This window comes from Halopelagius fulvigenes (genome assembly GCF_055398025.1).
Window position 1 is genome coordinate 288519 of record NZ_AP043846.1, and the last position, 21509, is coordinate 310027.

General features: G+C 67.4%; 25 protein-coding genes. 16 read left to right on the top strand and 9 right to left on the bottom strand.

Going from position 1 to position 21509, the window contains the following annotated elements; genetic code table 11:
* Positions 1–9: 9 nt before the first annotated feature.
* A complete protein-coding gene (locus ACZ522_RS05815) occupies positions 10–1632 on the bottom strand; it encodes an SLC13 family permease (protein ID WP_379694105.1) in 1623 nt (540 codons plus the stop codon).
* A 223-nt stretch (positions 1633–1855) separates the two neighbouring features.
* On the opposite strand from ACZ522_RS05815, the gene ACZ522_RS05820 reads away from it, so the two are divergent.
* Positions 1856–2041: a hypothetical protein gene (locus tag ACZ522_RS05820; protein ID WP_379694102.1), complete on the top strand. Its 186-nt coding sequence runs from the start codon at positions 1856–1858 to the stop codon at positions 2039–2041.
* Positions 2042–2043: 2 nt separating this feature from the next.
* Here the strand turns inward: ACZ522_RS05820 and ACZ522_RS05825 are convergent, their stop codons facing one another.
* Positions 2044–4827: an ATP-dependent helicase gene (locus tag ACZ522_RS05825; protein ID WP_379694099.1), complete on the bottom strand. Its 2784-nt coding sequence runs from the start codon at positions 4825–4827 to the stop codon at positions 2044–2046.
* 177 nt (positions 4828–5004) lie between these two features.
* On the opposite strand from ACZ522_RS05825, the gene ACZ522_RS05830 reads away from it, so the two are divergent.
* Positions 5005–5796 (top strand): MBL fold metallo-hydrolase, encoded by a 792-nt coding sequence (locus ACZ522_RS05830; RefSeq protein ID WP_379694096.1) that lies wholly within the window; start codon positions 5005–5007, stop codon positions 5794–5796.
* A 109-nt stretch (positions 5797–5905) separates the two neighbouring features.
* Here ACZ522_RS05830 and ACZ522_RS05835 read toward each other — a convergent pair whose 3' ends face one another.
* The 4 genes from ACZ522_RS05835 to ACZ522_RS05850 all read right to left on the bottom strand — a co-directional run bounded on the left by ACZ522_RS05835 (position 5906) and on the right by ACZ522_RS05850 (position 8743).
* Positions 5906–6229 (bottom strand): rhodanese-like domain-containing protein, encoded by a 324-nt coding sequence (locus tag ACZ522_RS05835; protein ID WP_379694094.1) that lies wholly within the window; start codon positions 6227–6229, stop codon positions 5906–5908.
* Positions 6230–6426: 197 nt separating this feature from the next.
* On the bottom strand, positions 6427–7200 hold the full coding sequence (locus tag ACZ522_RS05840; protein ID WP_379694091.1) for an isopentenyl phosphate kinase: 774 nt from the start codon (positions 7198–7200) through the stop codon (positions 6427–6429).
* A 3-nt stretch (positions 7201–7203) separates the two neighbouring features.
* The gene (mvk, locus tag ACZ522_RS05845; RefSeq protein WP_379694089.1) at positions 7204–8220 is read right to left on the bottom strand and encodes a mevalonate kinase; all 1017 of its coding nucleotides are present in this window, start codon (positions 8218–8220) and stop codon (positions 7204–7206) included.
* 106 nt (positions 8221–8326) lie between these two features.
* Positions 8327–8743, bottom strand: coding sequence for a hypothetical protein (locus tag ACZ522_RS05850; RefSeq protein WP_379694086.1), 417 nt, complete (start codon positions 8741–8743; stop codon positions 8327–8329).
* An 82-nt stretch (positions 8744–8825) separates the two neighbouring features.
* Between ACZ522_RS05850 and ACZ522_RS05855 the strand changes: the two genes are divergently transcribed.
* Positions 8826–9959, top strand: coding sequence for a M20/M25/M40 family metallo-hydrolase (locus ACZ522_RS05855; RefSeq protein WP_379694084.1), 1134 nt, complete (start codon positions 8826–8828; stop codon positions 9957–9959).
* Positions 9960–9966: 7 nt separating this feature from the next.
* On the opposite strand, the gene ACZ522_RS05860 is transcribed toward ACZ522_RS05855, so the two are convergent.
* A complete protein-coding gene (locus ACZ522_RS05860; protein WP_379694081.1) occupies positions 9967–10647 on the bottom strand; it encodes a DUF4336 domain-containing protein in 681 nt (226 codons plus the stop codon).
* A 129-nt stretch (positions 10648–10776) separates the two neighbouring features.
* On the opposite strand from ACZ522_RS05860, the gene ACZ522_RS05865 reads away from it, so the two are divergent.
* The 7 genes from ACZ522_RS05865 (at position 10777) to ACZ522_RS05895 (ending at position 15577) form a co-directional block, all read left to right on the top strand.
* A complete protein-coding gene (locus ACZ522_RS05865; RefSeq protein WP_379694078.1) occupies positions 10777–11256 on the top strand; it encodes a 50S ribosomal protein L11 in 480 nt (159 codons plus the stop codon).
* A gap of 328 nt (positions 11257–11584) precedes the next feature.
* Positions 11585–12223 (top strand): 50S ribosomal protein L1, encoded by a 639-nt coding sequence (locus tag ACZ522_RS05870; RefSeq protein ID WP_379694075.1) that lies wholly within the window; start codon positions 11585–11587, stop codon positions 12221–12223.
* Entirely contained in the window at positions 12220–13272 is a 1053-nt protein-coding gene (locus ACZ522_RS05875; protein WP_379694072.1) for a 50S ribosomal protein L10, read from the top strand. The genes ACZ522_RS05870 and ACZ522_RS05875 overlap by 4 nt, the downstream gene beginning before the upstream one ends.
* A gap of 18 nt (positions 13273–13290) precedes the next feature.
* Positions 13291–13620 carry a 50S ribosomal protein P1 gene (gene rpl12p, locus ACZ522_RS05880; RefSeq protein WP_379694069.1) on the top strand — a complete coding sequence of 110 codons (330 nt, stop codon included), beginning with the start codon at positions 13291–13293 and terminating at the stop codon, positions 13618–13620.
* A 155-nt stretch (positions 13621–13775) separates the two neighbouring features.
* Positions 13776–15080: a tripartite tricarboxylate transporter permease gene (locus tag ACZ522_RS05885; protein WP_379694066.1), complete on the top strand. Its 1305-nt coding sequence runs from the start codon at positions 13776–13778 to the stop codon at positions 15078–15080.
* A 46-nt stretch (positions 15081–15126) separates the two neighbouring features.
* A complete protein-coding gene (locus ACZ522_RS05890) occupies positions 15127–15306 on the top strand; it encodes an HVO_2753 family zinc finger protein (RefSeq protein ID WP_092533758.1) in 180 nt (59 codons plus the stop codon).
* Positions 15307–15310: 4 nt separating this feature from the next.
* Positions 15311–15577, top strand: a complete 267-nt coding sequence (locus ACZ522_RS05895) for an elongation factor 1-beta (RefSeq protein WP_092533755.1) — start codon at positions 15311–15313, stop codon at positions 15575–15577.
* Between the two features lie 27 nt (positions 15578–15604).
* Here the strand turns inward: ACZ522_RS05895 and ACZ522_RS05900 are convergent, their stop codons facing one another.
* Positions 15605–15904, bottom strand: a complete 300-nt coding sequence (locus tag ACZ522_RS05900; protein WP_379694063.1) for a hypothetical protein — start codon at positions 15902–15904, stop codon at positions 15605–15607.
* Between the two features lie 90 nt (positions 15905–15994).
* Positions 15995–17158, bottom strand: a complete 1164-nt coding sequence (locus ACZ522_RS05905) for a cystathionine gamma-synthase (protein WP_379694061.1) — start codon at positions 17156–17158, stop codon at positions 15995–15997.
* Between the two features lie 148 nt (positions 17159–17306).
* Between ACZ522_RS05905 and ACZ522_RS05910 the strand changes: the two genes are divergently transcribed.
* The 6 genes from ACZ522_RS05910 to ACZ522_RS05935 all read left to right on the top strand — a co-directional run bounded on the left by ACZ522_RS05910 (position 17307) and on the right by ACZ522_RS05935 (position 21490).
* Positions 17307–17597: a 50S ribosomal protein L21e gene (locus ACZ522_RS05910; RefSeq protein WP_379694059.1), complete on the top strand. Its 291-nt coding sequence runs from the start codon at positions 17307–17309 to the stop codon at positions 17595–17597.
* Positions 17598–17608: 11 nt separating this feature from the next.
* Positions 17609–17965 (top strand): RNA polymerase Rpb4 family protein, encoded by a 357-nt coding sequence (locus ACZ522_RS05915; RefSeq protein ID WP_379694057.1) that lies wholly within the window; start codon positions 17609–17611, stop codon positions 17963–17965.
* Positions 17966–18007: 42 nt separating this feature from the next.
* Positions 18008–18658: a DUF655 domain-containing protein gene (locus tag ACZ522_RS05920; protein ID WP_379694054.1), complete on the top strand. Its 651-nt coding sequence runs from the start codon at positions 18008–18010 to the stop codon at positions 18656–18658.
* An 82-nt stretch (positions 18659–18740) separates the two neighbouring features.
* Positions 18741–19604, top strand: coding sequence for a 16S ribosomal RNA methyltransferase A (locus ACZ522_RS05925; RefSeq protein WP_379694051.1), 864 nt, complete (start codon positions 18741–18743; stop codon positions 19602–19604).
* 21 nt (positions 19605–19625) lie between these two features.
* Positions 19626–20879, top strand: a complete 1254-nt coding sequence (locus tag ACZ522_RS05930) for a mechanosensitive ion channel family protein (protein WP_379694048.1) — start codon at positions 19626–19628, stop codon at positions 20877–20879.
* Between the two features lie 29 nt (positions 20880–20908).
* Positions 20909–21490 (top strand): HemK2/MTQ2 family protein methyltransferase, encoded by a 582-nt coding sequence (locus ACZ522_RS05935; protein ID WP_464391815.1) that lies wholly within the window; start codon positions 20909–20911, stop codon positions 21488–21490.
* The last annotated feature ends 19 nt before the right edge of the window (positions 21491–21509 follow it).

Genomic DNA, 21509 nt, shown 5'->3' on the forward strand with positions numbered 1-21509 from the left:
GGGGCGGCGTCACCAGAGGATGAGGGGCCAGACGAACTGGAACAGGAGCCAGATGAGGCCCGTCAGCACGACGGTCATCACGACGTTCAGGATGACGCCCGCCCGCATCATGTGCCCCTGTTCGATGTAGCCCGACCCGAACACGATGGCGTTCGGCGGCGTCGCCACGGGAAGCGCGAAGGCGAAACTCGCTGCGACGGCACCCGAGACGGAGAGGAAGACGGCGGCCGCCACTCGCGGGAGGCCGAGCGTCGAGGCGAACACGCCGCCGATGCCGATGAGGATGGGGACGATGATGGTCGCCGTCGCGGTGTTGGAGGTCATCTCCGTGAGGAAGATGACGAGGAGGACGACGGCCCCGACGACCAGGACGATGGGCGCGCCGGTCAGGGAGTTGAAGACGCTGTTCGCTATCCAGTCGGTCGCGCCCGTCGCGGCGAGGGCGTCCGCCAGCGCGATACCGCCGCCGAAGAGCAGAATCGTCCCCCAGTCGATGTCGACGAGTTCGTCCCACTCCATCGTGTCCGCGAGGACGAGAGCCGGAATCGCCGCGAGGCCGACCATCACGTAGTAGAGGATTCCCTGGTGCCCCTCGACGCCGAGAACCGTCGCGCCCTCGCCGCCGAAGATGGTCGTCGCCCACGCGTCGGGCAGGTACCCGCCGAGGAGTTCGCCGAGGCCGCCGAGAACCCACAGCGACGCCGTCACCGTGAAGATGACGGCGACGCGCTTGCCCCGCGTGCTCAGCGGACCCTCCTCGTCGAGATAGCGCGCCGCCTCCTCGCGCGCCGACTCCACGTCGTCTATCTGCGGCGGGTAGATGCGGAAGGTGAGGAGGTACCAGATGATGGGCAGGGTGACGACGACGATGGGGATGCCGATGAGCAACCACCGCGCGAAGCCGATCTCGTAGCCGAGAATCTGGTTGAGTTGCCCGGCGAGGATGGCGTTCGGCGGCGTGCCGATGAGCGTTCCGACGCCGCCGACGCTGGCGGCGTAGGCGGTGCCGAGCAGCATCGATATCTGGAGGTTCGTGAACTCGTCCACCTCGCCCGCGCCGCCGAATCCGTCGGCGGCCACGTCGGCGTCGAACTCGGCGTCGGGGTCGGCGGCGGCGGCCGCCACCTCGTCGCGGCCGAGAACCTGCGTCAGAACCCCGAGGGCGATGGGCGTCATCATGGCCGTCGTCGCCGTGTTCGACACCCACATCGAGAGGAACGCCGTCGAAATCATCATGGCTCCGACGAGTCGCCGCGGCGACGACCCCATCACCGACATTATCCACAGCGCGATTCTGCGGTCGATGTCGTACTTCTGCAGCGCGTTCGCCAGCATGAACCCGGCGATGAACAGGAAGATGAGGTGGTCCGCGAACCCGACCAACGCGTCGTCAAGGTCGGGATACACGCCGAGGGCCGTGAGGACGAACGGGATGGACAACGCCGTCACGGCCAAGGGAATCGCGCCGGTCACCCAGAGGAACCCGGCGAAGAACATCGTCGCCATCGCGTACTGGCCCTTCACCGACAACCCTTCCACCGAGGGACCGAAGGCGATCACCGCCGTGCCGAGGACGGCGACGGCGAACAGTATCAGACGTCGTCGCTCGTTCGACTCGTCGTTCTGGCTCATCGATATGCGTCCAATACGGAACTACATAATTAACTACTTATGACCAGATAGACAGACGTTTCCGCGCGTCCGGACAGTCACGGGGGAAATCCAGTCGCGAGCGATCCGACGCGTTCGGGGCCGAGTTCGCTCGCCCGCGGGCGAGTAATACCTCGGCGGCGCGGCCGTCGAACGACTCCGGTCGGAGCGTTCTTCTCCCTCGGCGACCTATCGCCACCGATCCATGGCCACGCTGCGAGAACGGTTCGAACGGTCAGACACGTTCAGGCGAGGCGTCATCGGGGCCGTCTCCGGCGCTCTCGCCGGCGTGACGCTCACCCTCCTCGATGCGAGCACGGCCGGCGACTACTTCGCCGCCATCTTCATCGGCGCCGTCGCCTTCGTCGCCCTCTGGCTTCTGACGAGCTAGACTCAGTCGTCGTCCGTCGAGACGGCGGGGTGCTCGGCGGCCTCCTCGTCGCCGATTTCGTCGAGGACGCGGGCGTGGAAGTCTCTGAGCACCGCGTTCTCGTCCTCGGCGAGGACCACGTCGCTGGCCATCAGGGTGGCGAGGCCGAACGACCGGGGCGTCGGCGACTCCACGCGCGTGGACGCGACGTCCACGTCGCCCGCCCGCACGTCGCCGAACACCTCCTTCAGGCCTGCCACGTCGAGTTTGTCTTCGAGTATCTCGCGGTACGTCTCCTCCATCACGGCGAAGGAGTCCAACTCCTGCGCGAACGAGAGGAGCATCTCCGAGGACACCTGCTGTTGGGCGGCGGACTTCTCGTACCCCTTGTAGCGCTTCAGAATCATCAGCGAACGCGTCGCGTTGATGCGGAAGTAGCGCTTCAGCAGGTCCGTCCCGTCGAGGGCGGCGCGCAGGTCCGACTCCACGTCCTCGGGGGCGATGTCCCCGACGATGGCCTCGATGTCCACCTTCCGATTCAGCGGCATCGAGACGGTGAACCCGTTGTCGGCGACGGCGACTTGGACGTTCGTGTTGGCCCGCCGCGAGCAGTGGTACGCCACGAGGCGGGAGAAGCCGTCGTTGAACTTCCGGCCGTAGTTCGAGTGGACGTAGAACTTCCGCCGGTACTCCTCGCGGTCCATCTGCTCCTCGATGGCGATTCGCCCGTCCGTCGAGACGCTCTCTGTCCCGGCGTAGCGCACCTGTTCGTCGAACATCCGCGCGATGGCCCGGACGCTGTTCTCGTCTACGGGGAACGCGCGCAACCACTCGCGGGCCGCCGGCCGTCCCCCGCGTTCGAGGCGGTCCAACAGGTCGCGCTGGAACGCCGTAATCTCCCGGCCGAGGTCGTACGAGAGGGGGAGGCGTTCGGAGAACCACGACGGAACCGTGGGACTGGCGCTCGTCCGATCGACGTACACCTTCGACCCGCGGCGGTAGCGGTACTCGAAATGGTCGCCGCCGAGGACGAACACGTCGCCCTTCTCCAAGGTGTCGAGGTAGTTCTCGTCTAAGTTGCCGACCCACTCGTTCGTCCCGCGCGTCTTCACGTCGCAGGTGAACGAGTCGGGGATGGTCCCGATGTTCGTCATGTAGATGACGCGCGCGAGTCGCCCCCGCTTTCCGATTAACCGCTCGCCCACGTCGAACTCCTCGTAGTGGTGTTCGCCGTCCGGCGCGTCGTTCGTGTCGCGCCACACCTTCGCGTAGACGTTCTTGTCCTCCAGTCCCTCGTAATCGGCGGTGAGGTAGCGGAACAACCGCTCGAACTCCTCGTCGCCGAAGTCGCGGTACGGGTACGCCCGGCGGAGCGTCCGCCGCACGTCCGCCTCGCGCATCGGGCCGTTGATGGCCATCCCGTAGACGTGCTGGGCGGCCACGTCGTAGGCGTTCTCCGGGACGAACACCCGGTCTACGAACCCCTCCTCGGCCTTCTTCAGCATCACCGCGCACTCGACGAGTTCGTCCCTGTCGAGGGCGATGACCCGCCCCTCGACTGTCTGGCCGAGTCTGTGGCCCGCCCGGCCGACGCGTTGGAGGAGGGAGGCGACGGACTTCGGCGATCCGACCTGTACCACCAGGTCGATGTGCGGCATGTCGATGCCGAGTTCGAGGCTGGTGGAGGTGGTCACCACGTCCAACTCGCCCTCCTTCAACTGGCCCTCTATCTCCTGTCTGCGCTCCTTCGAGAGACTGCCGTGGTGACACCCGGAGTTGCCCTCGTCGTACTCGTCGTAGTACTCCCGGAGGTTGTGCAGGACGCGTTCGGCCCCCGACCGGGTGTTCGTGAACACGAGCGTGTTCGTGTGGGACTGCACGAGTTCGTGCACCCGGTCGTAGAACCGCGATTGGACCACGCCGTGCGGCGTGTCTATCAGGTCGTCCGTGGGGCACTCCAACCGCAGGTCGAAGTCGCGCACGAACCGCGTGTCCACGAGTTCGTAGTCGCGCGTCTCGCCCGAGTTATTCTGCCCGACGAGGAACTCCGCCATCGTCGAGAGGGGTTCCACGGTCGCCGAACAGCCGATTCGGGTTGGCGACTCCTCGGCGATGTTCTCCAGACGCTCCAGCGACACCGACAGGTGCGTCCCGCGCTTGTTCTCGGCGAGACTGTGTATCTCGTCCACGACGACGTACTCGACGGTGCGGAGTTTCTCCCTGAACTTCGGGGAGTTGAGCAGGATGGCCAGCGTCTCCGGCGTCGTGTTGAGGATGTGCGGCGTCTCCGAGAGCATCTTCTGTCTGGCGGCGTCGTCGGTGTCGCCGTGGCGGATGGCGTGGCGGATGTCCACCGCGTCGCCCCTCTCGTCCAGCAGGTCGGTGATGCCCGAGAGCGGTTCCGTCAGGTTGCGGTGGATGTCGTTCGCGAGCGATTTCAGCGGCGAGACGTAGATGCAGTAGACGGAGTTTTCGAGGCCGTCCGCCAACTCGCGGTCCCGGCGGAACAGTTCGTTTATGATGGCCGTGAAGGAGGCCAGCGTCTTGCCCGACCCGGTAGGAGCGCAGATGAGCGCGTTCTCCCTGTCGTCTATGAGGGGAATCGCCTCGCGTTGCGGCGGCGTGAAGAATCCGCCGTTGCCGCCGACGTACCGTCCGAACCGCTCGACCCACCACTCCCGGACCGACGGTTCCAGTCGGTCTAAGACGGCCTCGTCGGCGAGTTCGACCGTCTCGGGGTCGAACTCGTAGGGGTCGTCGGCGTTCGCCGCGGTTTCCACGAGAAGTTCCCGTCCGCGCCCACTCATTATCCAGTGGGAGGTGCCCGAGGGGTAAGTGGGTTGTGCCGTCGGCCCCGGTCGAAACGCGGAAATCACGCCGGAAACGCGGCCGAAGCTCGTGTTCCGGGTTCCGAGCGACCGCTCGATTCGGGGCCGCCGCCGTCATCCCGAACGTCTAACCGCGCGGTGGGAGTAGACGGGCGTATGCGCGTCACGTTTCTCGGAACCGGGAGCGCGATGCCCCTGCCGGACCGCGCCCAGACGGGACTCCTCCTTGAATCGGACGACCGGGCGCTCCTCGTGGACTGCGGGAGCGGCGTCCTCGGACGCCTCAGCGCCACCGACGTCGGCTACGAGGGCGTCGGAACGGTCCTCCTCACGCACCACCACCTCGACCACGTCTCCGACCTGATCCCCCTGCTGAAGGCCAGGTGGCTTGCGGGCGAGGAACACCTCGAAGTCGTCGGCCCCGAGGGGACGAAATCGCTGGTCGACGATCTCGTGGACGTTTACGACTACCTGCAGGGGCGGATGGACCTCACGGTGCGGGAGGTGACCGCCGGGGGCGACTCCTTCGAGGCGGCCGGCTTCGAAATCGAGGCGACGGAGACGCGCCACTCGATTCAGTGCCTCGCCTACCGGTTCGAGGGTGAGGAGGGGGACAACGCCGAGGAAACCTCGGCGAGCCGCCAGACGTTGTCTGGCGATTTCGTCTTCTCCGGGGATTCCGAGGCGTTCGAGGGACTGGCGAACTTCGCCGACGGCGCGGCCGTCCTCGCGCACGACTGCTCGTTCCCCGACGACGTGGACGTGTCGAACCACCCGACGCCGTCGCAGTTGGGCGAGGCGTTGGCGGGCCGCGATATCGGGCGGGTGTACCTCACCCACCTCTACCCCCACACCGAGGGGCGACACGAGGAGATGCTCGACTCCGTGGCGTCGGCGTACGACGGCGACGTGCGGTTCGCCCGCGACGGCCTGCGGGTGGACATCTGAACCGGGTACGGACCGACGTCGGAGGACGCGTCCGCCCTCCCGTTCATATCAGTAGTCGAGTGTGAGACTGAACCGCTCAAAGTGCGAAGTAGGCGTGCGAATCTCTCGATTACTCTTGTTCCTGCTCCCACGCATTCAATCCGCCATCAAGGGCACTCGCGTTCTTCCCTTGGTCTTGGAGTTGCTGAGCGGTTTCGGTTGATGCGACCCCCGCATCACACACCATGACGAGTTCCTTGTCGTCCGGGAGGTCGTCCAATTTCGCCAACGCCTCCTCCACGTTCCCTGAGAGGAGTGCTTCTCGAATAGGGCGGTTCTCGCTATTCTCAATATGGTTCTCCTCATAGTCCTCTTCTGACCGAATATCGACTACACATACATCTTCGCCGTTCTCCAACTTCGTTCGAAGCGTTTCGGGGTCAATAGTAGCCATCTACGCCATCTCTCTCCTCACGGACCAAGAGGACGGTGATTCGGGTGACGAAGGAACGACGGTTATGCCCCCCGTGTGTAACGGCTGTTTCGAGCCGTATCCCGAATAACGAAACTGTACTACTGACTACCGTTATCGGACGGCGGCGCTTCTCGAACTACTCGTCGTCGTACTCGGCCCCGGCGTCGTCGGACGCGCTACCCGCGAATCACGGTGCCCGCGTCCTCGCCCGCCAAGAAGTCCGAGAGCGAGTCGGGGCCGAACACGTGCGCCGGTGCGCCGAGTTCGAGGAGTGCGCGCACCTTCGCGGCCATCCCGCCGGTCACGTCCGTCGCGTCGGACCCGCCGAGGGCGTCGGCCACGTCAGAGAACGCCGTGATCTCGGGGACGACCTCCTCGTTCTCGTCGTATACGCCCGGAACCGTAGAGCAGAGACCCACCCGGTCGGCCGAGAGGCCGCGGGCGAGTCGCGTCACGAGTTCGTCGCCGCTGACGACCGTCGCGCCCTCGCCCGCGTGCGCTATCACGTCGCCGTGGAGGACCGGGACGAACCCCTCGCCGAGCATCGTCGCCGTCGAATCGAGGGGAAGCGAGAGGGCGGCGTCGTCGTCTCGCGCGCCCGCGGAGAGGGGGTGGACGGGGAGGGCGGGCACGCCCGCGTCCTGCAGGCGGCCGACGACGGCGTCGTTGAGGCGGCGCATGGCGTCGTGAATCTCGTAGATTCCGCGGGCGTCGCGCGTCCCCGCGGCGGAACTGACGCCGTGTTTCTCCGCATTGGGGTGGCCAAAACTGCCGCCGCCGTGGACGACGACGAGGTTCTCCACCCCGGCGTCGGCGACGGCCGAGACGGCGGCGTCGAGTGCGTCCTCGTCCAGCGTCTCCGGGGACTCCTTCTCCGTGACGACGCTCCCGCCGAGTTTGAGGACGACCGGCGCGAGCGACTCCGTCGAATCCGACGGCGACGACGGCACCGTCTACGCCCCCTCCACGCGGACGCCCTCTCTGTCGAGTTCCGCGCGGAACGCGTTCTCGCACTCGGCGGTGTAGCGAAGCGCGGTGCTCGTCTCCTGCGTCTCGTCGAGGGCGACGATGCATCCGCCGCCGCCCGCGCCGGTGAGTTTCGCGCCGTGCGCGCCCGCCTCGCGGGCGGCCCACACCATGTTGTCCAGCGTCCGCGAGGAGACGCCGAGGGCCTCCAAGAGGCCGTGGTCGAAGTCCATCAGGCGGCCGAGTTCCGTCAGGAGACCCTCCGTCGGCGTCGCCTCGGGGTCGGCGTCCGCGAGGAGTGCCTCGCCGCGGCGGACGATGTCGCCGATGCTCTCGACGGTGTCGGCGGCGAAGCCGTACTCCTCGCGGAGGGCGCGGACGCCCGCGACGAGTTCGCCCGTGTCGCCCGCGCCGCCGTCGAATCCGACGACGAACGGCAGGTTCGGCGCGTCGATGCGGCGGCAGTCGTCGCCCTCGATTCGGACGGCCCCGCCCATCGTCGAACAGAACGTGTCCGCGCGGGACGCCTCGCCGTCCTGCACCTCGTACTCGGCGCGGTACGCCCTGTCGGCGAGTTCCTCCCTGTCGAGTGGCGCGCCGAGTTCCCGCGTCGCGGCGTCGATGCCGGCGACGACGACGGCGGCGGAGGACCCGAGGCCCGCCCCGAGGGGGATGTCGCTCTCGATGGTCACGTCGAACCCGGCGTCCGGCGCGTCGGCGGCGTCGCGAGCCTGTTCGACCGCCGCGTCGATGTACCCCGTCGCGGCGTCGAGGAGCGACGCGGGCACGTCCACGTCCGGTCTCCGGTCGGTCGTGCCGCCGTACTCGACGGTGAACCCGTCGAGGCTCAGGTCGCTGGCTTCGACGCGGATGCGGTCGTCCTCGCGCGCCTCCACGGTGACGGTCGCCCGTCGCTCGACTGCGCAGGGGACCGCGGGCTCTCCGTAGACGACTGCGTGCTCCCCGAACAGGTACACCTTCCCGGGAGCGCTGGAGACGGTCATGTTCGTGGAATTTCTCGGCCGCCGCTTAAGACTATCCGACCGCGTCGGCGCGCGAGTCGTCGGCGCGTCGAAGAAAAAGCCCGGGTGTCGGCGTCGCGGAGGCGGGTTACTCGCCCGCTTCGACGTCCATCTCCGAGAGGTCGTCGAGCTCCTCTAACTCCTCGACATCCTCGTCGCCGCCGCCCATGAGCGTCCGGGCGGCCACCGCGAGGGCGGCCAAGAGGAGCAACCCGAGGAGGGGCGCGGCCTTTCCGCGGCCGCCGGACGAGTCGGACCCGGAGTCGCCGGACTGGGGCTCCGAGTCGCCGGACAGGGACTTCAATTCGGGCCCGGAGTCGGAACCGGACTCGGAGTCGGAGTCGGACGTCCCGCTTATGCCGCCGATTTCGAGGCCGGACGACTGCGAGTCGTCGGACTGCTCGCCCTCGTCTTTCCCGCGGCCGCCGATGAGCGGTACCATGTTACTCGCGTTGAACGACGTTCCCTCTGGGAGATTGATCTCGAAGAGCGTGATGTCTACCATAGCAATATCACTACGCCGACAAGTGTATTAGAGGTTGTGCCCGACCGGTGCGTTAATCCGCCGTTTGTTCGAACCGTCGGGCATGGACGACGAGCGACGAGCCTTCCTCGACGACCTGTTGACGACGCCGAGTCCCTCGGGGTTCGAGACCCGCGGGCAACGCGTCTGGGTCGACTACGTCGAACAGTTCGCCGACGAGGTGCGGGTGGACGCCTACGGCAACGCAGTCGCGGTCCACGAGGGGTCCGGCGAGGGCCCGGAGATAGCCTTCACCGGCCACGCCGACGAAATCGGCTACATCGTCCGCGACGTGACCGACGACGGGTTCCTCCGCATCGGCCCCCTCGGCGGGGCGGACCGAACCGTCTCGCAGGGCCAACACGTGACGGTCCACACCTCGAACGGAACCGGCGGCACCGGTGACAGCACGGGACAGAGTCCCGCGAGCAACCGGACGCAGTCCGGTGACACCGAGGGCGTTCCGGGCGTCGTCGGCCAGACGGCCATCCACCTCCGCGACGGGGGCGAGGAGTCCTACGAGGACATCGAAGAGCAGTTCGTGGACGTCGGGGCGGAGAGCGCCGAGGAGGCGTCCGACCTCGTGGAAATCGGCGACCCGGTGACCATCGAGACGCGCGTCCGCGAGTTGCACGGGACGCGCGTCGCCGCCCGCGGGATGGACAACCGCGTCGGGACGTGGGCCGCCGCCGCGGGCCTCCGACGCGCCGCCGAGTCCGACGCCGAGGCGACGGTGTACGCCGTCAGCACCGTCCAAGAGGAGGTGGGCGCGCAGGGCGCGAAGATGGTCGGCTACGACCTCCACCCCGACGCCGTCGTCGCGGTGGACGTGACGCACGCGACGGACAACCCGGACGTGCCGGGCAAGCGCATCGGCCCCGTCGAACTCGGCGGCGGACCGGTCGTCTGCCGCGGAAGCGCGAACCACCCCGCCGTCGTGACCCTCGCGCGGAACGCCGCCGAGGATGCGGGCGTCTCCGTCCAACTGGAAGCGACGGGCATCCGAACCGGGACGGACGCCGACGCGTTCTACACGTCCCGAAGCGGCATCCCCTCGCTGAACGTCGGCATCCCGAACCGCTACATGCACACGCCCGTCGAAGTCGTCGACACGGAGGACCTAGACGGCGCGGCGGCGCTTCTCGGCGCGATGGCGGAGTCCGCCGCCGACGCCGCGCCGTTCGCCGTCGAACTCTGAGGCGGGGTCAGTAGAGCCACTCGAACGCCTCGCGCACCCGACGCTTCGCGTCGCGTTCGACGACCCGGCCGTGGCCGACGACGACTCGCTCGAAGTCCCACGCCAGTATCCGTTCGACGGACCGCCGCGCGGCGGCCTCGTTCTTCACGGTGTACCGCAGGTCGAGGGGCACGGAGACGCCTCCGAACATCCCGAAGAGTCGGGCCGCGAGTCGAGTCTTCAGGGGCGCGTCGGGGCCAAGGTTGTAGCAGACGTCGCCCAGAATCAACGTCCCGGTCGGGCGGTGGAAGAACTCTATCTCGGTGAGCCACCGGTGCCCGAGAAACGCCGTCTGGTCGACGGAGTCGGCCCACCGGGGGTCGGGTGACCCGCCGAGCAAGCCGTCGAACGCGAGGTCCGCGCGGCGGCGGTCGAGTCCGGGCGCGGCGAACAGTTCCGCGTCCGGGAAGGCGCGTTCGTACTCCTCCATGTGGAGGTGACCGTGGAGTTTGCTCGACGGCGTGACGTACCGAACCGTCCCGAGGTCGTTCAGCGCAGCGACGCGGTCCGGGGTCAACCCCGCCGGCGAGTTGACGAACAGGTCGCCGTCCGGGAGGCGGACGACGACCATGTTCCGACCGATCTCGAAGCCGTGGAACGACAGCGGTTCGGAGAGGACGAACAGGTCTGGGGCCAGTTCCGAGAACATACCGTATACGGGACCGGAGGGGCGAAATTCGTTCCGCCGCGACGGATGCGCTCTCGCACCCTGTGTCGGCGTGACAGGCCGTTCGACCGAAAGAAAACCGTTAAAAGTCGCGGATTGGTCCTTTGAGGTATGGCTGGAACTATCGAAGTGCTCGTTCCCGGCGGGCAGGCCAACCCAGGTCCGCCGCTCGGTCCCGAACTCGGGCCGACGCCCGTGAACGTGCAAGACGTCGTGCAGGAGATAAACGACGAGACCGCTGCCTTCGACGGCATGGAGGTCCCCGTCACCGTCGAGTACGACGACGACGGTTCCTTCAGCATCGAAGTCGGCGTCCCCCCGACGGCGGAGCTCATAAAGGACGAGGCCGGATTCGAAACCGGCTCCGGCGAACCCCAGAAGGACTTCGTCGCCGACCTGAGCGCCGATCAGGTGAAGAAGATCGCCGACCAGAAGTCGACGGACCTCCTCTCGTACGACTCGCTCAACGCGGCGAAGGAAGTCGTCGGGACGTGCACGTCCCTCGGCGTCACCATCGAAGGCAACAACCCGCGCGAGTTCAAGAAGCGTATCGACGACGGCGAGTACGACGACGTATTCGCCGACGAGTAACGCTCTCTGCTCGCTCGGGACCAGAGCGGTTCTTCTCTTCGGAACGTCGCCGCCGATAGCCGCGGGCCCGTCTCCGCGCCGTTCGTCTCTCCGTGGTTCGTCTCTTCCGTTTTCGTCCGCACGTGGCGTCGGGCGCCGTTCGTCCACCGGGCGTTTCGACGTGGGGGACGTTCACACGGAAACGGGCGTTTCCGCCGCAAAAACCGCCGTTCGAGGGGCGATTGCTTCGACGGACTTAAGGCCGAAACTCTCCTCGCGTCGTACGAGGCAGGCAGTAGCCTGTTTCACTGACCCGTAGGAGCAATCCTGCGTACTACGGAGGTGAATAATGGCAGATACGATAGTTGACGCAGTCTCTCGCGCAATTGAGGAGGCCCCCCCGCGGAACTTCCGTGAGACGGTGGACCTCGCAATCAACCTGCGCGATTTAGACCTTAACGACCCGTCGCAGCGTGTCGACGAAAGCGTCGTTCTTCCATCCGGTACCGGCCAGGACACACAGATTGTGGTGTTCGCTACCGGAGAAACCGCGCTCCGCGCGGAGGACGTCGCTGACCAAGTACTGGACGGTAACGACCTCGAGGACCTCGGTGACGACACCGACGAAGCCAAGGACCTCGCGGACGAGACCGACTTCTTCGTGGCCGAAGCCAGCATGATGCAGGACATCGGTCGGTACCTCGGTACCGTCCTCGGTCCTCGCGGTAAGATGCCGACGCCACTCCAGCCCGACGACGATGTTGTCGAGACCGTGAACCGCATGAAGAACACGGTCCAACTCCGCAGTCGTGACCGCCGGACGTTCCACACCCGCGTGGGTGCCGAGGACATGTCGTCCGACGAAATCGCGGAGAACATCGACGTCATCATCCGCCGTCTCGAAGCGGACCTCGAAAAGGGCCCGCTCAACATCGACGGCATCTACGTGAAGACGACCATGGGTCCGTCCGTGGAGGTGCCCGCATGAGCGAGTCCGAGTCCGTCCGCAAGACGGAGACCATCCCCGAGTGGAAGCGCGTCGAGGTCGGTGAGCTCACCGACTTCCTCGAACGCTACTCCTCCGTCGGCGTCGTCGACGTCGCCGGCATCCCGAGCCGCCAGCTACAGTCGATGCGGCGAGAGCTCCACGGCAGCGCCGAAGTCCGGATGAGCCGGAACACGCTGACCGTCCGCGCTCTCGAAGCGGTCGACGACGGTCTGGAGGAACTCGTCGACTACGTGGAGGGGCAGGTCGCACTCATCGGGACGAACGACAACCCGTTCGCCCTGTACAAGGAACTCGAAGCGTCGAAGACGCCCGCCCCCATCAACGCGGGCGAAGTCGCGCCGAACGACATCGTCATCCCCGAAGGCGACACGGGCGTGGACCCCGGTCCCTTCGTCGGCGAGCTTCAGCAGGTCGGCGCGAACGCCCGCATCATGGAGGGGTCCATCAAGGTCACCGAAGACTCCCACGTCCTCGACGAGGGCGAGGTCGTCTCCGAGGACCTTGCGAACGTGCTGAGCGAACTCGGTATCGAGCCGAAGGAGGTCGGTCTCGACCTCCGCGGCGTCTACTCCGAGGGCGTTCTGTTCGAGCCGGACGAACTCGCCATCGACGTCGAGGAGTACCGCGCGGACATCCAGTCCGCCGCGGCCGGCGCACGTAACCTCTCTATCAACGCGGTCTACCCGACGGCCCAGACCGCGCCCGCGCTGCTCGGCAAGGCGACCGGCGAAGCCAAGGCCCTCGGCCTGTTCGCCGCCATCGAGGACCCGGACCTCATGCCGGACCTCGTCGCCAAGGCCGACGCGCAGCTCCGTTCGCTCGCGGCGCAGATCGACGACGAGGAGGCCCTCCCCGAGGAGCTCCGCGGCGTCGAGGCCCCCGCGGCCCAGCCCGAAGCGGACGAGGCGGACGAAGAATCGGCAGACGAAGAAGAAGCCGAGGCGGAAGCCGACGCCGACGACGACGACGACGACGACGACGAAGACGACGGCGACGGTGCGGACGGCCTCGGAGCGATGTTCGGATAACAACGGAGGAATTCAACAATGGAATACGTTTACGCAGCTCTCATCCTGAACGAGTCGGGCGAAGAGATCAACGAAGACAACGTCACCGCGGTGCTCGATGCCGCCGGTGTGGACGTCGAGGAATCCCGCGTCAAGGCGCTCGTCGCCGCGCTGGAGGACATCGACATCGAGGAGGCCGTCGAGACGGCCGCCGCCGCTCCCGCGCCCGCCGCGGGCGGTGCCGGTGGCGAAGTCGAGACCGCCGACGAGGACGAGGACGAGGCCGAAGCCGAGGAAGACGAGGCCGAAGCCGAGGAAGACGAGGAAGACGAGGCCGACGGCGAGGGCCTCGGCGAACTCTTCGGGTAACTCCCGGAACCTCGGGCGTCTCACCGACGCCTCGTATCGTCTCGGAATCCGCATTTCTTTCGATACCGCCCGACCAGCGACGGCCACCGTACTCCGAACCGACGGCACCTAATCGAGCGAACGTTCAAGTAGGGTGAGGCGGCCACTCCGCCGCGATGCCCGCGTCGACGTTCGAACCGGCGACGACTGCACTCGCCCCAGCGGCCGCCGTCTCCGTCGCGCCCGCGGCGACGACGCTCGCGTTCGCCCTCTGCGGCGTCGCCCTCGGCTCCGTGAGCGGACTCGTCCCCGGCCTGCACGCCAACGCGTTCGCCCTCGCTCTTGCCGCCGCCGCGCCGTCGCTCCCGGGGCCGCCGGCGGCCGTCGCCGCCGCGATCCTCGCCGCCGGGATCGTCCACACGTTCCTCGACGTGGTGCCGGGACTCGTCCTCGGCGTCCCCGACGCCGCGACGGCCCCGGCGTCGCTTCCGGGACACAGGCTCGTCCTCGCGGGGTGCGGGACGGAGGCGCTCCGACTGTCGGCGCTGGGGAGCGTCGCCGCCCTCCTCGTCGCCGTTCCGCTCTCCGTCCCCCTCTCGCACCTCGTCTCGGAGTGGTCCCACCTGCTCCGGACGTGGCTCCCCCTGCTTCTGGCGGCCGTCGTCTGTCTCCTCGTGTGGGCCGAACCGACCCGCCGGGCGCGCGTCGCCGGCGTCGGCTGTTTCCTCCTCGCGGCCGCACTCGGGTTTCTGACGCTGGACCTCCCGCCCGGCGGCCCGTTGGCCGCCGCGGACGCGGCGTCGATGCTCGCGCCGCTCTTCGCCGGGCTGTTCGGCGCGCCGGTCGTCCTCGATTCGGTGGACGCGTCCGGGCCGATTCCCCCGCAGGCGGAGGGGCGGGTGGGCCTCTCGCCGGGTATCGTCGTCCGCTCGGCGCTCTCCGGCGTCGGCGGCGGCGTCCTCGTCGGCTACCTGCCGGGCGTCTCCGCGGGCGTCGCCGCGGTGTTGGCACTCGGCGGAAGCGGCGGCGCGACGCCGAACGCCGAGGGGGCGACGGACCGGGCGTACCTCGTCGCGACCAGCGGAGCGAACACCGCGACGGCCGTCTTCGCGCTCGGATCGCTCGCCGTCGTCGGCGCGCCCCGAAGCGGCGTCACCGTCGCCCTCGCGTCCGCCGCGCCCGGCGGCGTGCCCCTCGGTCTGACCGGCCTGTTGGCCGTCGTCGTCCTCGCGGGCGGCGCGGGCGCGGTTCTCGTCCCCCTCGTCGGGGACCGGTACCTCCGCGCCGCCCGGTCGTTCTCCCACCGGCGGCTCTCGCTCTCGGTGCTCGCGCTCCTGTGGTCGCTGTCGTTTCTGTTCGCCGGGGTCGTCGGCGCGTGCGCGTTCGCCGTCGCCGCCGTCATCGGCCTCCTGCCGCCGCGATTCGGCGCGCGGCGCGTCCACCTGATGGGCGTCCTCGTCGGCCCCGTCCTCGTCGGGTGACCCGGAAAGACAACCGTTAAAAGTCGCGGACGGCTTTATCGACTACATGAGCGAGTCCGAACAGCGACACGCCCACCAGTGCGTGTCCTGTGGCATCAACATCTCCGGCATGTCCGCCGCGACGTTCGACTGCCCGGAGTGCGGCCACGAAATTTCGCGTTGTTCCAAGTGCCGCAAGCAGAGTAACCTCTACGAATGTCCCGACTGCGGCTTCATGGGACCCTAGAACGATGGGAAAGGTCGCTGCGAAACTCAAGGTCATGCCGAGTAGCCCGGAGATCGACCTCGACGAACTCCAAGAGCGTCTGGAGGAGTCCCTCCCCGAGGGCGCGAAGATAAACGGATTCGAGCGCGACAACGTCGCGTTCGGCCTCATCGCGCTTCTCCCGACGGTCATCGTCCCGGACGACGCGGGCGGCACGGAAGCCGTCGAAGAGGCGTTCAACGGCGTCGACGACGTCGAGAGCGTCTCCGTCGAGAACGTCGGCCGTATCTGAGGGCGCGGACGGCGTTCGCGCGCCGACCTATTCTCCGCGTTCCGACGCCGCGATACCCACCAGCGGAGCGAGTATCAGTCCGACGCCCGACGCGATGACGAGCGCCGCCCCCGCGGACGTGCCGAGTGCGGCCATCGCCCCGACGCCGGCGAGAGCGCCGACCAGTACCGCGACGGAGGCACCCGCGCCGAACTGCTCGGCGATGTGGGTCGTGTCGGGGTGAGTCGCGTCCGACTGCGACTCCCCGTGCGGAACGTCCACGTCGGCGTGCGCCGTCTCGCTCTCTTTCGGAAGCGCTTCGCTGCCCGTCGCGTACTCTTGCGCCATGCGCAGACGTACGTGCTCCGAAAGAATATCTTTTTTCGTGTTTCTCGAACGCTTAGGTGTCTGCCGCGCACCGGGAGCGTCCGCGTTGGGTTACAGCGCCGCGTCGAACGCCCGTTCGAGGTCGGCCTTCAGGTCGTCGACGTGTTCGACGCCGACGCTGACGCGGACGAGTCCGTCCGAGAGTCCGGCGGCGACGCGTTCCTCGCGGGGAATCGCCGCGTGCGTCATCGCCGCGGGTTGCTCGATGAGGCTCTCGACGCCGCCGAGACTCTCCGCGAGCGTGAACACCTCCGTCTCGGAGACGAGCGTGGAGGCCTGTTCGAGCGTTCCGTCGAGTTCGAAAGAGAGCATGCCGCCGAAGTCGTCCATCTGCTTCTTCGCGACATCGTGTTGGGGGTGCGACTCCAGTCCGGGGTAGTACACCCTGTCCACGGCGTCGTGGTCCTCCAACCACCGCGCCAGTTCGCGGGCGTTGTCGCAGTGGCGGTCCATCCGCACGGGGAGCGTCTTCGTCCCGCGGAGGACGAGGAAGCAGTCGAACGGCGAGGGCGTCGCGCCGACGGAGTTCTGATAGAAGCCGAGTCGTTCGTCCAACTCCTCGTCGTTCGTGACGAGTGCGCCGCCCACCACGTCGGAGTGGCCGCCGAGGTACTTCGTCAGCGAGTGCGAGACGATGTCCGCGCCGAGTTCCAGCGGTCGCTGGAGGTACGGCGTCGCGAACGTGTTGTCCACCGCGCAGAGGGCGTCGTACTCGTGGGCGACGTCCGCGAGGGCCTCGATGTCGTTGACGCGCATGAGCGGGTTCGTCGGCGTCTCCACCCACAGCAGTTCCGTCTCCTCGCGCATCGCCTCCTCGACGGCGTCGTGGTCGGTGGTGTCCACGAAGTCGAACTCCAAGTCGTAGTCCTCGTACACCTGCGTGAAGATGCGGTGCGTCCCGCCGTACACGTCGTCGCCGGTGACGACGTGGTCACCCGCCTCCAGCAGGTTCAACACCGTGTTGATAGAGCCCATCCCCGAGGAGAACGCCCGGCCGTGGGACCCGCCTTCGAGCGACGCGATGTTCGCTTCGAGGTCGGTCCGCGTCGGGTTGCCCGTCCGGGAGTACTCGTACCCGCGGTGGTCGCCGGGACCGTCCTGCACGTACGTCGAGTTGGCGAAGATGGGCGTCATGAGCGCACCCGTCTCCTCGTCGGGGTCCTGGCCGGCGTGGATGGCGCGCGTCTCGATTCGCTCCTCGCTTTCGTCGGTCATACCTTCCCTTCGGTGGACGGCACCCAAATTCCTTCCCGTCCGGTCGGAGAACGCCGCCCGTCGCGGGCGCGTCCACGTGGGTTCGACGCACGCTCCGGACGGGAACGTGCCTTTTATAACTTCGACCCCTGTATTCGTCTTCACGACTATGCCGAGTTCCAACGGTCCGCTCAAGGGCACGCGAGGAAAGCTTTCGAACAAGGCGCGCGAGCGCGGCACCTCCCCGCCGCAGCGTGCGATTCAGGAGTTCGAGGAGGGCGAGAAGGTCCACCTCAAGATCGACCCGAGCGTCCGAGGCGGGCGCTTCCACCCGCGCTTCAACGGGCACACGGGCGAAGTCATCGGTAAGCAGGGCCGCGCGTTCAAGATCCAGATCAACGACGGTGGGAAGGACAAGACGATCATCGCCAAGGCCGCCCACCTCCGCGCGCAGCAGTAAACCCCACGCCGATGACCATCTTCAAACAGAAGGTAGACGAGGAGTACCTCACCGTCTCCGAGGTCAAGTCGCTCCTCCAGGATGTCGAGGCCGAACGCGCCGCGGACGAAGAGCGCGACATCCGCTACGAACTCGCACGCGCCATCGAACACGTCAACCGATTCGCCGTCCTCGACCCCGAGGAGTCGCGCGAACTCGTCGAGGAGCTCCTCGAACTGGAGAAGGTGGACGAACAGACGGCGTTCAAAATCGCCGACTTGCTGCCGCAGAGTCGAGACGAACTTCGTTCGCTGTACGCGCAGCAGCGGTACGCCCTGAGCGGCGACGAACTCGACGAGATTCTGAACGTGGTAGCGAAGTACGCCTGAGACGGCCAACTTTTTAAATACGCCGTCGGCGTATCTATTGACATGACGCCCCCTGACAGCGGAGACGCCGACGCCGGCGAGCACGGCTCGTCGGGCCACGAGGCCTCGTCTCGTGACGCCGACACGGAGGCGACAGGCGATTCCGACGTCCGCTACGCGGTCATCTTGGACTACCTCGCTCACGGTAAGGCGGACAGTCGCAGTTACGACGAATCCCCCTTAGCGTACGCCCTCGGCATCGACAACTTCCGTCTGTTCGAACTCCGCCTCGACGAGGAGGCCGGCCTCGGTATCGGGGACCGGGTCGCCGTCGGCCCGCCGGGCGAACGCGACGCGGTGGAGGAACTGTACGAAATCGAGTACGACGACCTCTCGAACACCGCCAACGCCGAACTGGAGTACGTGGTCGAGGAGGTTGTCGAGGACGACGAACGCCGGTTCGTCGACTTCTACAACGACGCCCAACCGATAACCCTCAGGCTCCACCAGCTGAACCTGCTCCCCGGAATCGGGAAGAAGCTCCGAAACAACATCCTCGACGAACGGAAGCGCGGGCCGTTCGAGAGCTTCGAGGACTTGGAGGAACGCGTCTCCGGACTCCACCACCCGAAAGACGTGCTGGTCGAGCGAATCATGGAGGAACTGCGCGACGACGACCTGAAGTACAAGACGTTCGTCGGTCGAAACGAGTAGCCCCGAGCTGTTTCTCCGGCGTCGAGTCGTCGTTACGCGGCGACCCGAGACGTTTACACCCGCGCGGACGAAACGGCGAACGATGACAGAGCAGCAGTCGGACGCCGAGACGGGCGTCCCCCCGCGCGACCCAGACGAGCTCGTCCGTCGGGCGGGCGTCCGGGGCGACCCGGAGCAGGACCAACACTTTCTGGTCGACGACCGAGTTCTCGACCGGGTCCCCGGCTACCTCCCGGACGACGCCGACACGTCGCACGTGCTCGAAGTCGGCGGCGGGACCGGAGCGCTCACGGACCGGTTGCTCCGCGTCGCAGACCGGGTGACGGTCGTCGAACGCGACCGTCGGCTGGCGGCGTTCCTGCGCGAGGAGTTCGAGGACGACGTAGAGAGCGGTCGGCTGACCGTGCTGGAGGGCGACGCCCTCTCGGTCGAACTGCCGGAGTTCACCGCCTGCGTCTCGAACCTCCCGTACGGCATCTCCTCGGAGATAGCGTTCCGACTGCTCCCGCGGGGCCGACCGCTCGTGTTGATGTTCCAAAAGGAGTTCGCCGAACGGATGGCCGCCGACGCGGGCACCGACGACTACGGCCGCCTCTCGGTGAGCGCACAGCACTACGGCGACGTGGAGGTGGTCGAAACCGTCCCGCGTAAGGCGTTCTCCCCGAAACCGGCGGTGCAGAGCGCCGTCGTCCGCGTGACGCCGCGGGAGCCAGACTACGAAGTCGAGGACGAGGCGTTCTTCCTCGACTTCGTGAAGGCGCTTTTCACCCAACGGCGCAAGACCATCCGGAACGGCATCCGCAACACGGCGCACATCTCCGGCCTCTCGGACCCCGAGGCGGTCGTCGAGGCGGCCGACGAGGACGTGCTTCGGAAGCGCGCCGGAAACATGGCTCCCGGAGATTTCGCCGCCTTGGCGACGCTCGCGGACGAACACGGCCGGTAGCGAACACGCTCATCTCCCCCGATGCAGACGCACACATCCACGACGGCGGCGACGGTGGCGTTCGCGGAGAGCGGCCTCCCCCTCGCCGTACCGCGGATGTTCATCCCCTCGCTGACGGCGAGAGTCGCCGTGACCGTCGCCGTCGTCGCCGTCGTCACGTTCGTACTGGGGCGGACGAACACGTTCCACGACCGGGTGCCGTCGCGGGTACCCCCCACAGTCTGGCACGTCGGCGTCACGCTGGCGACGATGGCGGTCACCGTCGGCGGCGCGCTACTCCTCGTCGGCGTCTGGGGCTTCTCGGCCCAACTCGTCGAGGTGTACGAACAGTACCAGTTCGGCAGGCGGGTGGTCGTCCAACTCGCCCTCTCGGGGTTGCTCCTCGTGAGTGCGTACACGGTGACCGGCCTCGTCCACCAACTCACCGACGAGGTGGCGCAGAGTCAACCGAATATCAGCGACCACCAACGCGAGGTCATCTACCGCCTCGCCCAACTGACGGTGTACTTCGTGACCACCGTGGTCGTCCTCGGCGTCTGGAACGCCGACTTGGGCGGGTTGCTCGTCGGGGCGGGCTTCCTCGGCATCGTCGTCGGGATGGCCGCGAGACAGACGCTTGGCGCACTCATCGCCGGGTTCGTCCTCATGTTCTCGCGCCCCTTCGAGATAGGCGACTGGATAGAAGTCGGCGAACACGAGGGTATCGTGACGGACATCACCATCGTGAACACGCGCATCCAGTCGTTCGACGGCGAGTACGTGATGGTCCCGAACGACGTCATCTCCGCGGAGACGCTCGTCAACCGGAGTCGGAAGGGCAGACTCCGCATCGAAGTCGAAGTCGGCGTGGACTACGACGCCGACGTGAACCGCGCCGCCGAGGTGGCCCAAGAGGCCGTCGCCGAACTGGACGACGTGCTCTCGCTCCCCTCGCCGCAGGTGGTCCTCAAGGAGTTCGGCGACTCGGCGGTGCTCCTCGGCGTCCGCGCGTGGATAGACCGACCCAGCGCCCGCCGCAAGTGGCGGACGCAGACGGCCATCGTCGGCGCGGTCAAGGAGGCGTTCGACCGCGAGGGAATCAAGATACCCTACCCGCAACAGGAACTCATGGCGCGCGAAGAGAAGGAGGGGTTCGTCCTCGCGGGCGGCGAGGGCCCGACCCCCGACGAGGGACCGGACGCCCGACGCGACCAATCGCAGACGCCCGCGACCGACGGGAGAGGCGACGACGGCGAGTCGTCGTCGCGGACGAGGCAGGGAGATGAGGGGTCGTGACGGGCGACGACTTGGCGGAGCGACGCGGGATGGAGACGGACGTCTACCAACCCGCCGAGGACTCCGGACTCCTCGCGGAGGCCGTCGTCGAACGCGGCCGCGGGCGGTTCTTGGAGGTCGGCACTGGGTCCGGGTGGGTCGCGGAGCAGGCGGCGACGGAGGCGGCGGACGTAGCGAGCGTCGTCGCCACCGACGTGAACCCGCACGCGTGCCGAAGCGCGCGCGAACGCGGGCGGGCGGCGGCCCCGGAGGGGAACGGCGGCATCGAGGTGGTCCGCGCGAACCTGCTCGATCCGTTCGCCGACGATTCGTTCGACACCGTGGCGTTCAACCCGCCCTATCTCCCGACGGACCCGGACAACAAGTGGTCCGACTGGATGGAACGGGCCCTCTCGGGCGGCGAGACGGGCCGAGAACTCATCGATCCGTTCGTGGACGACGTGGGGCGGGTACTCGCGCCCGGCGGCGTCGTCCTGCTCTTGGTGAGTTCGCTGACCGGGTACGACGAGGTGGTCGAGAGGGCCGAACGCCGGGGGTTCGACCACGACGTGGTCGTCCGGGAGTCGTACCCCTTCGAGACGCTGAGCGTCCTCGCGCTCTCGGGGAAATAACCGAGAGGCATTAGATGCA